Annotated in this window: 10 protein-coding genes and 1 pseudogene; 7 read left to right on the top strand and 4 right to left on the bottom strand. The window is 61.1% G+C overall.

The features are described from left to right. Window positions 1–452: 452 nt before the first annotated feature. Together carB and carA are read right to left on the bottom strand one after the other, a co-directional pair. Window positions 453–3677: a carbamoyl-phosphate synthase large subunit gene (gene carB, locus EL255_RS12770; RefSeq protein WP_042654704.1), complete on the bottom strand. Its 3225-nt coding sequence runs from the start codon at window positions 3675–3677 to the stop codon at window positions 453–455. 18 nt (window positions 3678–3695) lie between these two features. Then, entirely contained in the window at window positions 3696–4832 is a 1137-nt protein-coding gene (gene carA, locus EL255_RS12775) for a glutamine-hydrolyzing carbamoyl-phosphate synthase small subunit (protein ID WP_042654703.1), read from the bottom strand. A gap of 66 nt (window positions 4833–4898) precedes the next feature. On the opposite strand from carA, the gene EL255_RS12780 reads away from it, so the two are divergent. Beyond that, window positions 4899–5219: a hypothetical protein gene (locus EL255_RS12780; RefSeq protein WP_126623352.1), complete on the top strand. Its 321-nt coding sequence runs from the start codon at window positions 4899–4901 to the stop codon at window positions 5217–5219. 263 nt (window positions 5220–5482) lie between these two features. Here the strand turns inward: EL255_RS12780 and dapB are convergent, their stop codons facing one another. Beyond that, the gene (gene dapB, locus EL255_RS12785) at window positions 5483–6295 is read right to left on the bottom strand and encodes a 4-hydroxy-tetrahydrodipicolinate reductase (protein WP_042654702.1); all 813 of its coding nucleotides are present in this window, start codon (window positions 6293–6295) and stop codon (window positions 5483–5485) included. A gap of 313 nt (window positions 6296–6608) precedes the next feature. Here dapB and EL255_RS12790 point away from each other — a divergent pair, with 313 nt between their 5' ends. The 4 genes from EL255_RS12790 (at window position 6609) to serA (ending at window position 11013) form a co-directional block, all read left to right on the top strand. Continuing rightward, entirely contained in the window at window positions 6609–7955 is a 1347-nt protein-coding gene (locus EL255_RS12790; protein ID WP_042654701.1) for a Na+/H+ antiporter NhaC family protein, read from the top strand. A 128-nt stretch (window positions 7956–8083) separates the two neighbouring features. Continuing rightward, entirely contained in the window at window positions 8084–8692 is a 609-nt protein-coding gene (locus tag EL255_RS12795) for a 5-formyltetrahydrofolate cyclo-ligase (RefSeq protein WP_042654700.1), read from the top strand. Between the two features lie 225 nt (window positions 8693–8917). After that, window positions 8918–9571 (top strand): ribose-5-phosphate isomerase RpiA, encoded by a 654-nt coding sequence (rpiA, locus tag EL255_RS12800; RefSeq protein ID WP_042654699.1) that lies wholly within the window; start codon window positions 8918–8920, stop codon window positions 9569–9571. Between the two features lie 209 nt (window positions 9572–9780). Next, entirely contained in the window at window positions 9781–11013 is a 1233-nt protein-coding gene (gene serA / locus EL255_RS12805; protein ID WP_042654698.1) for a phosphoglycerate dehydrogenase, read from the top strand. 86 nt (window positions 11014–11099) lie between these two features. Here the strand turns inward: serA and EL255_RS12810 are convergent, their stop codons facing one another. Beyond that, window positions 11100–11480 carry a diacylglycerol kinase gene (locus EL255_RS12810; protein WP_042654697.1) on the bottom strand — a complete coding sequence of 127 codons (381 nt, stop codon included), beginning with the start codon at window positions 11478–11480 and terminating at the stop codon, window positions 11100–11102. A 142-nt stretch (window positions 11481–11622) separates the two neighbouring features. Between EL255_RS12810 and EL255_RS12815 the strand changes: the two genes are divergently transcribed. Both EL255_RS12815 and EL255_RS21835 read left to right on the top strand, forming a co-directional pair. Next, window positions 11623–12690: a 3-deoxy-7-phosphoheptulonate synthase gene (locus tag EL255_RS12815; RefSeq protein ID WP_042654696.1), complete on the top strand. Its 1068-nt coding sequence runs from the start codon at window positions 11623–11625 to the stop codon at window positions 12688–12690. Next, window positions 12674–12815: pseudogene (locus EL255_RS21835) on the top strand (3-deoxy-7-phosphoheptulonate synthase); the annotation flags it as partial. The gene EL255_RS12815 and the pseudogene EL255_RS21835, both read left to right, overlap by 17 nt. Window positions 12816–12847 lie beyond the last annotated feature (32 nt).

Consider the following 12847-nt stretch of genomic DNA (forward strand, 5'->3'; position numbering starts at 1 on the left):
GGGGAAGCGGGTTGGCGCGGTAACGCTGGCCCTGACGGTTGCGCGGGTGGTAACCCCACAACCGGTTTCCTGTGGCCCTTCTTGATAAGAGGGGCCGGCCTGCGCTGCCGGATAAGCAGCTGGCCCTGATCCTCGCACCCCGCTGTTGCAGGCGCAGACGACCTTATGTGATGAGAAACCAGTATATAGAGGCGGGCCGGGTGAGTAATTGCAAAGATTGCGAGTAAAAGCCGCCATGGCGCAATAATTATCAATTTAATGAGATTTAAAGGGCGTATCTCTCCCGTCAATGACGATATTGCCTCTCCTCTGCTCACCTCCGCCCCCATGCCAGAGGGCTGACCCAGCCCGGCCAAAAACAAAAACCCCGCCATCGCTGGCGGGGTTTTTCAGGGTTCGCGTGTCTTGTGCAAAGAAGGAGGGGAGACTCCCCTGCCCTTGTTGCGCAATTCTTAGCGGTTTTTCACCTTCTGGTGCAACTCTTGCACCGAGTTCACATTGGCGGTGGCATCGACGCTGATGGCCATGCAGGTGGCGAACGCCTCATTCAAGGTGGTGGTATAAGCCACCTTGTGCTGCAAGGCCGCACGGCGCAGCTGCTTGGAGTCCTGAATCGCCACCCGCCCTTCGGCGGTGTTGACTATGTAGGTGTACTCGCCGTTCTTGATGCGGTCCAGGATGTGCGGGCGACCCTCGTGCACCTTGTTGACCAGGCGCGGGTTGATGCTCGCCTCGCCCAGTGCGACGGCGGTGCCGTGGGTGGCATCCAGCTCATAGCCCAGCTCCAGCAGCTTGGCGGCGAGATCAACGACCTGCGCCTTGTCGCTGTGACGCACGGACAGCAGGGCGCGACCCTCCTTCGGCACGGCGTGGCTGGCACCCAGCTGGGCCTTGGCATAGGCCTCGGCGAAGCTGCTGCCCACCCCCATCACCTCACCGGTGGAGCGCATCTCAGGCCCCAGCAGCGGATCCACGCCCGGGAACTTGGCGAAGGGCAGTACCACCTCTTTCACCGAGTAGTAGGGCGGAATGATCTCGGTGGTAAAGCCCTGGGATTGCAGGGACTGACCGGCCATGACGCGGGCGGCGATCTTGGCCAGCGGCGCCCCTGTCGCCTTGGAGACGAAGGGCACGGTACGGGCGGCGCGCGGGTTCACCTCGATGAGGTAGATGTCGTTCTCCTTGACCGCGAACTGCACGTTCATCAAGCCCACCACGCCGAGCTCCAGCGCCAATTTCCGTACCTGCTCGCGCATCTCGTCCTGAATTTTCTTGGACAAGGTATAGGGCGGCAGGGAACAACCCGAGTCACCGGAGTGAATACCGGCCTGCTCTATGTGCTCCATGATGCCGCCGATGACCACATCGACGCCGTCGCAGATGGCGTCCACGTCCACCTCGGTGGCGTCATCCAGGAAGCGGTCAAGCAGCACGGGCGATTCGTTGGAGACACTCACCGCCTCGGCGAAGTAGCGACGCAGGTCGGTCTCGTCATAGACGATCTCCATGGCGCGGCCACCCAGCACATAGGAGGGGCGCACCACCAGCGGGTAGGTGATCCGCTCGGCGGTCAGCACTGCCTGCTCCAGGTTGGTGACTGTGCCGTTTTCCGGCTGCTTGAGGCCGAGGCGCTCGACCGCGGACTGGAAACGCTCGCGGTCTTCGGCGCGGTCGATGGCATCCGGGCTGGTGCCGATGACAGGCACACCGTTCGCTTCCAGCGCTCGCGCAAGCTTGAGCGGGGTCTGGCCACCGTACTGAACAATCACGCCTTTGGGCTTCTCGATGCGCACGATTTCCAGCACGTCTTCCAGGGTCACCGGCTCGAAGTAGAGGCGGTCGGAGGTGTCGTAGTCGGTGGAGACGGTCTCCGGGTTGCAGTTGACCATGATGGTCTCGTAACCGTCCTCGCGCAGGGCCAGCGCCGCGTGCACGCAGCAGTAGTCGAACTCTATGCCCTGACCGATACGGTTCGGGCCGCCGCCGATGATCATGATCTTGTCACGATTGGTCGGGGCCGCCTCGCACTCCTCGTCATAGCTGGAGTACATGTAGGCGGTGTTGGTGGCGAACTCGGCCGCGCAGGTATCGACCCGCTTGTAGATAGGGAAGATGTTGTGGCGGGCACGCAACTTGCGCACCTCGCCCTCGGCCACGCCGAGGATCTTGGCCAGCCGCGCGTCGGCGAAGCCCTTGCGCTTCAAGGCGCGCAGGAAGTCGGCGTCGAGCCCGGCCATGCCGCGCTCTCTCACCTGCTCTTCCAGCTTGATGAGATCTTCTATCTGCACCAGGAACCAGGGGTCAATCTTGGTCAGCTTGAAGATACCGTCCATGGAGAGACCGGCGCGGAACGCATCGGCGATGTACCAGATCCGGTCGCAGCCGGCATCCTGCAGCTCGTGACGGATGCGGGTCAGGGAGTCAGGGGCATTGAGGTCGACCATGGGGTCGAAGCCGGTCTTGCCGGTCTCGAGGCTGCGCAGCGCCTTGTGCAGGGACTCCTGGAAGTTGCGGCCTATGGCCATCACTTCACCGACGGATTTCATCTGGGTGGTGAGACGGTCGTTGGCGCCGGCAAACTTCTCGAAGTTGAAGCGCGGCACCTTGGTGACCACGTAGTCGATGGCCGGCTCGAAGGAGGCCGGGGTGCGACCGCCGGTAATGTCGTTCATCAGCTCGTCCAGGGTGTAACCGATGGCGAGCTTGGCGGCGATCTTGGCGATGGGGAAACCGGTCGCCTTGGAGGCCAGCGCGGAGGAGCGGGACACCCGCGGGTTCATCTCGATGATGACCATGCGGCCATCTTTCGGGTTGATACCGAACTGGACGTTGGAGCCACCGGTCTCGACCCCGATCTCGCGCAGTATCGCCATGGAGGCGTTGCGCATGATCTGGAACTCCTTGTCGGTCAGCGTCTGGGCTGGCGCGACCGTGATGGAGTCACCGGTGTGGATGCCCATGGGGTCGAAGTTTTCGATGGTGCAGACGATGATGCAGTTGTCGTTGCGATCCCGCACCACTTCCATCTCGTACTCTTTCCAGCCGATCAGCGACTCATCGATGAGCAGCTCCTTGGTCGGCGAGAGATCCAGACCGCGCTCGCAGATCTCGACGAACTCTTCGGTGTTGTAGGCGATGCCGCCACCGGAGCCACCCATGGTGAAGGAGGGACGGATGATGCAGGGGAAGCCGACCATCTGCTGCACGCCCCAGGCCTCTTCCATGTTGTGGGCGATGCCGGCGCGCGGGCACTCCAGACCGATGCTCTTCATGGCGATGTCGAAGCGACGGCGATCTTCCGCCTTGTCGATGGCGTCGGCGGTGGCACCGATCATCTCGACACCGAACTCGGCCAGCACGCCGTGCTTCTCCAGATCCAGCGCGCAGTTCAGCGCGGTCTGGCCACCCATGGTGGGCAGCACGGCATCCGGACGCTCTTTCTTGATGATCTCGCGCACCACTTCCCAGGTGATGGGCTCGATGTAGGTGGCATCGGCCATCTCGGGGTCAGTCATGATGGTGGCCGGGTTGGAGTTCACCAGGATGACACGGTAACCCTCCTCGCGCAGGGCCTTGCAGGCCTGGGCGCCGGAGTAGTCGAATTCGCAGGCCTGACCGATGACGATGGGGCCGGCGCCGAGGATCAGAATGCTCTGTAGATCGTTACGTTTTGGCATGGTCTCTCTCTTTTCCTCTTAGGCGCGATACTGCTTGATCAATTCAATAAAGTGGTCGAACAGACCGGCACAATCGTGCGGGCCCGGGCTCGCCTCGGGGTGACCCTGGAAGCTGAAGGCCGGACGGTCGGTGCGGTGGATGCCTTGCAGCGACCCGTCAAACAGGGAGACGTGAGTGGCACGCAGGCAATCCGGCAGATTGTGCTCATCGACCGCGAAACCGTGGTTCTGGGCGGTGATCATCACGGTATTGTCATCCAGGCTCTTCACCGGGTGGTTGGCACCGTGGTGGCCGAACTTCATCTTCATCGTCTTGGCACCTGAGGCCAGACCCAGCAGTTGGTGACCCAGGCAGATACCAAACACCGGGGTGTTGGTATTGAGGAAGGCCTTGATGGCCTCGATGGCGTAGTCGCAGGGCTCGGGATCACCGGGGCCGTTGGAGAGGAAGATGCCATCCGGATTCATCGCCAGCACCTCGGCGGCCGGGGTCTTGGCCGGCACCACTGTCAGGCGGCAGCCACGGTCCACCAGCATGCGCAAAATGTTGCGCTTGACGCCAAAGTCGTAGGCCACCACGTGGTATTTGAGCTCATCGGCCGCCGGGGTGATGTGCCCCTTGCCGAGCTGCCAGCTGCCTTCGGTCCAGGCGTAGGCTTCGCTAACCGTCACTTCCTTGGCCAGATCCATCCCCTTGAGACCGGGGAAGGCGCGCGCCTGCTCGAGGGCGAACACTTCATCAGCCTGCTTGCCGGCCAGGATGCAACCGGCCTGGGCACCCTTCTCGCGCAGGATGCGGGTCAGTTTGCGGGTATCGATGTCGGCGATGCCAACGATGTTGTGAGACTTGAGGTAATCGGAGAGGGATTGCTGACTGCGGAAATTGGAGGCAAGTATCGGAAGGTCCCGGATGATCAATCCCTGTGCATGGATTTGACTGGACTCTTCATCTTCGCTGTTGGTGCCGGTGTTGCCTATATGAGGATAAGTGAGGGTGACTATCTGACGGGAATAAGAGGGATCGGTGAGGATTTCCTGATAGCCCGTCATCGACGTGTTGAAAACCACTTCACCAACGGAACATCCCTCGGCGCCTATCGACACGCCTTTGAACACAGTTCCATCTTCCAGCACTAGCAATGCAGTGTGATTCAAGACAACCTCCAGTTATTTAGCTTTAAATTCAGCAATTTACCTGGGTGTTGCGGGTCCGGACGCTGTTTGAAACAGGGCTCAAACCCGGCAGATTTCTGGCAAATTGGGCGCATTCTACTTAAAAACGATCGCATTTCAACGTCTTTTCTCGTTTTAAATGCATCTAAATTCAATAAAAAAGCAACATTACCCATTATCTATGCACTTGATTGCTTTGCAACCCCCTCCCGCAAAAGAAAAGCCAAAACCTGCTGCAAAAGCGGCACCCTGTGCCACTCAAAGTACAAAAACCAATATTTAAATCTTATAAAACAACTGCCTGTGATTTATAAAAAAAACTCACCAGACATTAAAAAGGCCATTTTATGGCAGAAGATTGACAGATAAAAATAGAAAACGTTTTTCTTGCTTTGAATTTTTAGTCTTTTTTGCGTCATGTAAAAAAATGCGGGTACAGGGGAGATTGAGACCCTATCCCGTTACCCTTTGATGACATCTGCGCAATGAGGGCGGGAGGGGGTTTTGATAAAGGTGGGATTTAGGCTGATTCGAAGAAAAATTGATGTGTAACCATCATTTATACAAAAAGGTACAAAAAACCCCGGCGCACCGGGGTTTGGCAAGATCTCGCGCGTAGCGCGCCCGGCCCCTTACTTCAAGTTGAGCACATCCTGCATGTCGTAGAGTCCGGCGGCTTGGCTCCTGAGCCACTTGCCCGCCCGCACGGCGCCATTGGCGAAGGTGAGACGGCTGGAGGCCTTGTGGCTGATCTCCACCCGCTCGCCGATATCGGCGAACATGACGGTGTGCTCCCCCACCAGATCGCCGGCGCGAATGGTGGCAAAACCGATGGTGTTGCGATCCCGCTCTCCGGTGATGCCTTCGCGGCCATAGACGGCGCACTCTTTCAAGTCACGTCCGAGCGTCTTGGCCACCACCTCCCCCATGGAGAGCGCGGTACCGGACGGTGCATCCACCTTGTGCCTGTGGTGCCCCTCGATGATCTCGATGTCGGTGTAGTCCCCCATCACCTTGGCGGCCTGCTCCAGCAGCTTGAACACCAGGTTGACACCCACCGAGTAGTTGGAAGCGAATACGATGCCGATCTGGCTGCCAGCCTGTTTCAGGGCGGCCTTGCCGGCCTCGTCGAAGCCGGTGGTGCCGATCACCATCTGCTTGTGGTGCGCCTGGGCGAACGCCAGGTTGGCCAGGGTCACTTCGGGGCGGGTGAAGTCGATGATGAGATCGAAGTCATCGCGCACCTTGTCCAGGCTGTCGCTGATGCTCACCCCAAGCTTGCCGAGCCCGTTGAGCTCACCGGCATCGAGCCCTATCACGGCAGAGCCCGGCCGCTCCAGCGCCGCACCGACCACGGCGCCCTCGGTGTTGGTGATGGCCTCCAGCAGCACCTTGCCCATACGACCATTACAGCCCATCACGGCCACACGGATCGGATTGTCCATCTCCACCCTCTCATCTGTTTTTATGGAAAGATGACCGTTTTACCAGCCCGCGCCTCCTTTGAAAAGCCCGGCGTGGCCGCCGTTATGACGCCGATGAATAGGCGGCATTTTTCATAAAATCCGAATATCAAACAGGTTTAATCAAAAGAACAGAATCACAACACAAAAACAGTTATCCATCTGGACGTCTATCTTGACCGACAGGCCCCGACTCACTACTGTGGGCGCCCCATAGCGGCAGGAAGCCCGCCACGCTCACCCATTATCCGGGCTGGCTGCGACAGGGAGGTCATGTTCAACCACAGAGGAACACATGATCCAGACCCAACCCAGTGCCAGAGCCCTGCTGCCCCTCCTGGTCTTTCTCGCTCTCTTCATCGGTACCGGTACCTGGCTCACCCTGCAGGGGGTCGAATTCGCCTTCTATCAACTGCCCGCCCCCGTGGCCGCCCTGCCCGCCGTCATGCTGGCGCTGATGCTGGGCAAGGAAGGCTTCAACCGCAATCTGGAGACCTTCTTCAAGGGGGTGGGTGACAGCAACATCATGGCCATGTGCCTCATCTATCTGCTGGCGGGCGCCTTCGCCACCGTGGCCAAGGCCACCGGCGGGGTGGATGCCACTGTCGCGCTGGGGCTCTCCCTGATCCCAGGCTGGTTCCTGCTGCCCGGTCTGTTCCTCATCTCGGCCTTCATTGCCACCGCCATGGGCACCTCCATGGGCACCATAGGGGCAGTGGCACCGGTGGCGCTCGGCGTCGCCCAGGCCACCGGCATCGATCCCGTACTGATGGCGGGCACCATTCTCTCCGGCGCCATGTTTGGCGATAACCTCTCCATCATCTCCGACACCACCATAGCTGCGACCCGCAGCCAGGGCTGCGAGATGAAGGACAAGTTTCGCGAGAACGTCAAGATTGCCGCCCCCGCCGCCGTGCTGGTGATCCTGCTCTACCTGCTGCTGGGCTCCACCGGGGAGGCCCCCGCCGCCACCGCCAGCGCTGATCTGCTCAAGGTGATGCCCTACCTGCTGATCCTGGTGCTGGCGCTCGGTGGCATGAACGTGTTCGTGGTGCTGGGGCTGGGTATCCTGGCCGCTGGCGCAGTCGGCATGATCAGCGGTTATCCCCTCGGCCAGTTCAGCAAGGACATCTATCAGGGCTTCACCAGCATGCAGGAGATCTTCCTGCTCTCCATGCTGATCGGTGGCCTCGGCGCCCTGATGGAGCGCCAGGGTGGGCTGGCCTGGATCAGCGCCCGCATCGCCGCCCTCATCGCGCGCTTCACCCGCGCGCACGATGGCGAGCAGAACGAGAAGGCGGCCGAGCTCGGCATCGCCGGGGTGGTGGGGCTGACCAACCTCTGCACCGCCAACAATACGGTGGCCATCATAGTCGCCAGCAAGGTGGCACGGGATCTGGCCGAGCAGCACGGCGTCACCCCGCGCCGCGCCGCCTCCATGCTGGATATCTTCTCCTGCGTGGTGCAGGGCTTAATCCCCTGGGGCGCCCAGGCGCTGCTGCTCGGCTCCATCTTCGCACTGTCGCCGCTCTCGGTGGTGAGCATGAGCTTCTACCCCATGGCGCTGGCGCTGGCCGCCATAGTGGCGGTGTTCGTCAAGCACCAGCTGCGCGCGGCGGCCGAGCCGTCAACACAGGCCTAAGCCACCTCCCCTGGCCGGGCACGCGCCCTGCGTGTCCGGCCAGATGCCAACCTGTCCCCTCCCGCTTTTAATCCCGTTTTGCCCTTGTTAAGGTAGCCTCAGAGCCCAATCCCCTCACAGGAGCCCCCATGCCAGATCATCAGCCCGAGCATCCCGATGAGCGACAGAGTCTGCGTCAACTCATCCGCCAACGCAGAAAGAGCCTGAGCCAGGCCGAGCAACAGGCGGCGGCCCAGCAGCTGGTCCTTCGCTTCCAGCAGCATACCGAGATCCTGGCGGCCAGACGCATCGCGCTCTATCTGGCCAACGACGGTGAACTCGATCCCCTGCCGACCATTCACTGGCTCTGGGCCCAGCAAAAAGAGGTGTTCCTGCCGGTGCTGCACCCCTTCACCCCGGGTCACCTGCTGTTCCAGCGCTATACCCCCACCAGCCCCATGACCCACAACCGCTACGGCATCGCCGAGCCCGAGCTCGACATGCTGCAGGTGGTGCCCCACAGCACGCTCGACCTTATTTGTACCCCGCTGGTGGCCTTCGATGCCGAGGGCAACCGGCTCGGCATGGGGGGGGGTTATTACGATCGCACCCTCGCCTGCTGGCACGAGCACCGGCTCGGCCCCAAGCCCCTCGGCCTCGCCCACGACTGCCAGCAGGTGGATGCCGTGCCCCAGGAGCAGTGGGACGTGCCGCTGCCCGAGATCATCACCCCCGCCCGCTGCTGGCAGTTCTCCTGACTCGACCGGCGCCTCCTTGGCCCGGCCGGCGCCGGGCGAATGAGGCCAAACAGCGGCCCGGCTGATGCCCTCAGTCGCCGTCGGCCGCATTTGCTCGTCCCTATGACCAATAAACAGGCAAACGATTTACATCTTGGGGCTTTTTGGCCCGGAACGTGAGCGCCAAGGTCGCTCTGGGGCGGATGCTTGGATATAATGCGCCCGCTTTTTCCATAAGGATCCATCATGACTCAAGATGAAATGAAGAAGGCGGCCGGTTGGGCTGCGCTCAAATACGTGATTCCCGGCACCATAGTCGGGGTCGGCACCGGCTCTACCGTCAATCACTTCATCGACGCACTGGCGACCATGAAGGACGAGATCAAGGGCGCAGTATCGAGCTCGGTGGCCTCCACCGAGCGCCTCAAGGGTCTCGGCATCACCGTCTATGACCTCAACGACATCGATGCCCTCAGCGTCTACGTGGATGGCGCCGACGAGATCAACGCCAGTCGCGACATGATCAAGGGCGGCGGCGCGGCCCTGACCCGCGAGAAGATAGTGGCGGCCGTGGCCGACAAGTTCATCTGCATCATCGACAACACCAAGACGGTCGAGGTGCTCGGCACCTTCCCGCTGCCGGTGGAAGTGATCCCCATGGCCCGCGAATACGTGTCCCGCGAGATCAAGAAGCTTGGCGGCAATCCTGTGTGGCGCGAAGGGGTGGTCACCGACAACGGCAACATCATACTGGACGTCAAGGGCATGGCCATCGAAGATGCCAAGGGGCTGGAAGTTCAGCTCAACGGCATAGTGGGCGTGGTCACCAATGGTCTGTTCGCCCACCGTGGCGCGGACGTTGTGTTGATTGGCACCCCGGATGGGGTTGTGACCCAATAATCACAGCGTGAATGGATGACGGCGCCCGATGGCGCCGTTTCTATTTATGGCTCAACAAGTTGCCCGTCCCCGTCTACAACAAACGTTGAAAACTTCAAAGAATTTGACTTTCGTCACAAATATTCCCTCTCCCACACGTTTTTGCTACTTTACGGTTTTCTTCACACGCCATATCCGCACTCATTCTTTGCACATATAGAGGGATCGTCATGACTGCCAAGTTTTCGCTGGAAAAGGACAAAATCAAGGTACTGCTGCTGGAGGGAGTCCATCCCAACACGGTAGAGACCTTCCGTGCAGCCGGTTACACCAGTGTGGAATATCTCAAGACTTCCCTGTCGGAAGAGGATCTGATCGAGCGCATTCGTGACGTACACTTCGTCGGCCTGCGCTCGCGCACCCAGCTCACCGAGAAGGTGCTGGATGCCGCCGGCAAGCTGGTCGCCATCGGCTGCTTCTGCATCGGCACCAACCAGGTCGCGCTCGACGCCGCCCATGTGCGCGGCATTCCGGTGTTCAACGCCCCCTTCTCCAACACCCGCTCCGTGGCCGAACTGGTGCTGGGAGAGATCCTGCTGCTGCTGCGCGGCATCCCGGAGAAAAATGCCAAGTGCCATCGCGGCGTGTGGGAGAAGCTCGCCAACCGTTCGGTGGAGGCCCGTGGCAAGAAGCTCGGCATCATCGGCTACGGCCACATCGGCACCCAGCTTGGCATCATCGCCGAGATGATCGGCATGAAGGTCTACTACTACGACATCGAGAACAAGCTCTCCCTCGGCAACGCCATCCAGGTGCCAAATATGGTGGAGCTGCTCAACATGTCTGACGTCATCAGCCTGCACGTGCCTGAGACCGCCTCCACCAAGGATCTGATCGGTGCCGAGCAGCTGCGCATGATGAAACCGGGCGCCATCTTCATCAACGCCTCCCGCGGCACCGTAGTGGACATCGAGGCCCTGGCCGACGTCATCAAGAGCGGCCATCTCTCCGGCGCCGCCATCGACGTCTTCCCGAGCGAGCCCAAGTCCAATGACGAGGAGTTCCTGACCCCGCTGCGCGGCCTGGACAACGTGATCCTGACCCCCCACATCGGCGGTTCGACCCAGGAAGCGCAGGAGAACATCGGGCTGGAGGTGGCCAACAAGCTGGTCAAGTACTCCGACAACGGCTCCACCCTCTCCGCCGTCAACTTCCCGGAAGTCTCACTGCCGGGTCACAAGGGCTCCAGCCGGCTGCTGCACATCCACCGCAACCAGCCGGGCGTCATGAACCAGATCAACCAGATCTTCGCCGAAGAGGGGATCAACATCGCCGGTCAGTACCTGCAGACCAGCAGCCACATCGGTTACGTGGTGATCGACGTGGAGACGGAGCACAGCGAGAAGGCGCTCGCCAAGCTCAAGGAGATCAACGGCACCATCCGTGCCCGGATCCTGCATTGATGGCCTGAGCCCCTGCGCTCAGCCAACAAAAAGCCCGTCTCGATGACGGGCTTTTTTTCATGTCAGGAGGAAGCTTGCTTCGCAAGCTACCACCAGCCGAGCAGATTGCGGCCAATCAGCGCGCCCCACACCAGCGCATTGAGCGCCAGGGCAATGAAGACGGCGGCGGAGCCGAGATCCTTGGCACGCCCCGACAGCTCGTGATGCTCGGAGCCGATGCGGTCCACCACCGCCTCGATGGCGGAGTTGAGCACCTCGACGATCACCACCAGCCAGCTGATGACGATAAGCAGCAGGACCTGGTTGAGGGAGTCACCGAGCCAGCAGGCCAGCGGCATCAACAGCAGCACAAGCACCAGCTCCTGGCGGAAGGCGGCCTCGTTGATCCAGGCCGACTTGAGCCCTTTCATGCTGTAACCGGTTGCATTGATGATGCGGGTAACCCCGGTCGCGCCTGGCTTTGCCACGATAACTACCTCATTTGGAATGGCTTTCGGGCCCACATCCTAACAGAGCCCGCCAAGGTTTCCATCCGGCGTGTTTTGCTTTATTTTATCCCCTTGCATTTTTGGCATCCCTATCCACGCCACCACCCGAGAATTGAGTCGTATGTCCATTCACACCGATGAATTGCGCACCCGCCGTCTGGAGTCTTTGATCACTCCGAGCGAACTCGCGCACGCCTTCCCGATCAACGACCGCATTGCCCAGAACCTGCTGGATGCCCGCCGCGATGTAGAAGCCATTCTGGCCGGTGAGGATCAGCGCCTGCTGGTCATCGTCGGCCCCTGCTCCATCCACGACCCGGCCGCCGCCCGCGAATACGCCCAGCGCCTCAACCAGCTGCGCGAGCAATACAAGGCGAGCCTCTGCATCGTCATGCGCACCTATTTCGAGAAGCCGCGCACCATAGTCGGCTGGAAGGGGTTGATCAACGATCCGCGTCTCGACGGCAGCTTCGACGTCAATTCGGGGCTGAAGCTGGCCCGCCAGCTGCTGGTGGACATCAATGCGATGGGCATGCCCACCGCCACCGAATTCCTCGACATGGTGACCGGCCAGTACATCAGCGATCTCATCACCTGGGGCGCCATAGGCGCACGCACCACCGAATCCCAGGTGCACCGCGAGATGGCCTCAGCCCTCTCCTGCCCGGTCGGCTTCAAGAACGGCACCGACGGCAACACCCGCATCGCCATCGATGCGGTGCGCGCCGCCCGCCACAGCCACATCTTCTATTCCCCGGACAAGGACGGCAAGATGACCATCTACCGCACCGCCGGCAATCCCTATGGCCACGTGATCCTGCGTGGCGGCCACAGGCCGAACTACGACACCGCCAGCGTCGACGAGGCCTGCGAGGCCCTGGCCGATGTCGACCTGCCCGAGCGGCTGGTGGTGGACTTCAGCCACGGCAACAGCATGAAGGATCACCGTCGCCAGTTGCTGGTGGCGCAGGACATCTGCGATCAGCTGCGCCGTGGCCGCACCGGCATCGCCGGCATCATGGCCGAGAGCTTCCTGGTGGAAGGGCGTCAGGACGTGGAGAACGGCTGCGCCGCCACCTTCGGCCAGAGCATCACCGATGCCTGCCTGTCGTGGGATGACACCGAGACCCTGCTGGCCATGCTGGCAGAAGCGGCGCAGGTACGGCTGAGCAAAGCAAACCTGCGGTAACGGCTGCGTCATCCACCTGCGGCCAGCGCATCACCGATGCCTGCTTATCGTGGGATGACACCGAGACCCTGCTGGCCATGCTGGCCGAGGCGGCACAGGTGCGGCTGAGCAAGCATTCAAGCTAAGCAAGCGGCTCGATACGAAAGGCCAGGCATCA

It is taken from the genome of Aeromonas encheleia, assembly GCF_900637545.1.
GTDB lineage: Bacteria > Pseudomonadota > Gammaproteobacteria > Enterobacterales > Aeromonadaceae > Aeromonas > Aeromonas encheleia.

Bases quoted from the DNA above. Each gene is read 5' to 3' on its own strand.
- carB (WP_042654704.1), bottom strand. From the start codon at position 3,677: ATGCCAAAACGTAACGATCTACAGAGCATTCTGATCCTCGGCGCCGGC.
- dapB (WP_042654702.1), bottom strand. From the start codon at position 6,295: ATGGACAATCCGATCCGTGTGGCCGTGATGGGCTGTAATGGTCGTATG.
- EL255_RS12790 (WP_042654701.1), top strand. From the start codon at position 6,609: ATGATCCAGACCCAACCCAGTGCCAGAGCCCTGCTGCCCCTCCTGGTC.
- EL255_RS12795 (WP_042654700.1), top strand. From the start codon at position 8,084: ATGCCAGATCATCAGCCCGAGCATCCCGATGAGCGACAGAGTCTGCGT.
- rpiA (WP_042654699.1), top strand. From the start codon at position 8,918: ATGACTCAAGATGAAATGAAGAAGGCGGCCGGTTGGGCTGCGCTCAAA.
- serA (WP_042654698.1), top strand. From the start codon at position 9,781: ATGACTGCCAAGTTTTCGCTGGAAAAGGACAAAATCAAGGTACTGCTG.
- EL255_RS12815 (WP_042654696.1), top strand. From the start codon at position 11,623: ATGTCCATTCACACCGATGAATTGCGCACCCGCCGTCTGGAGTCTTTG.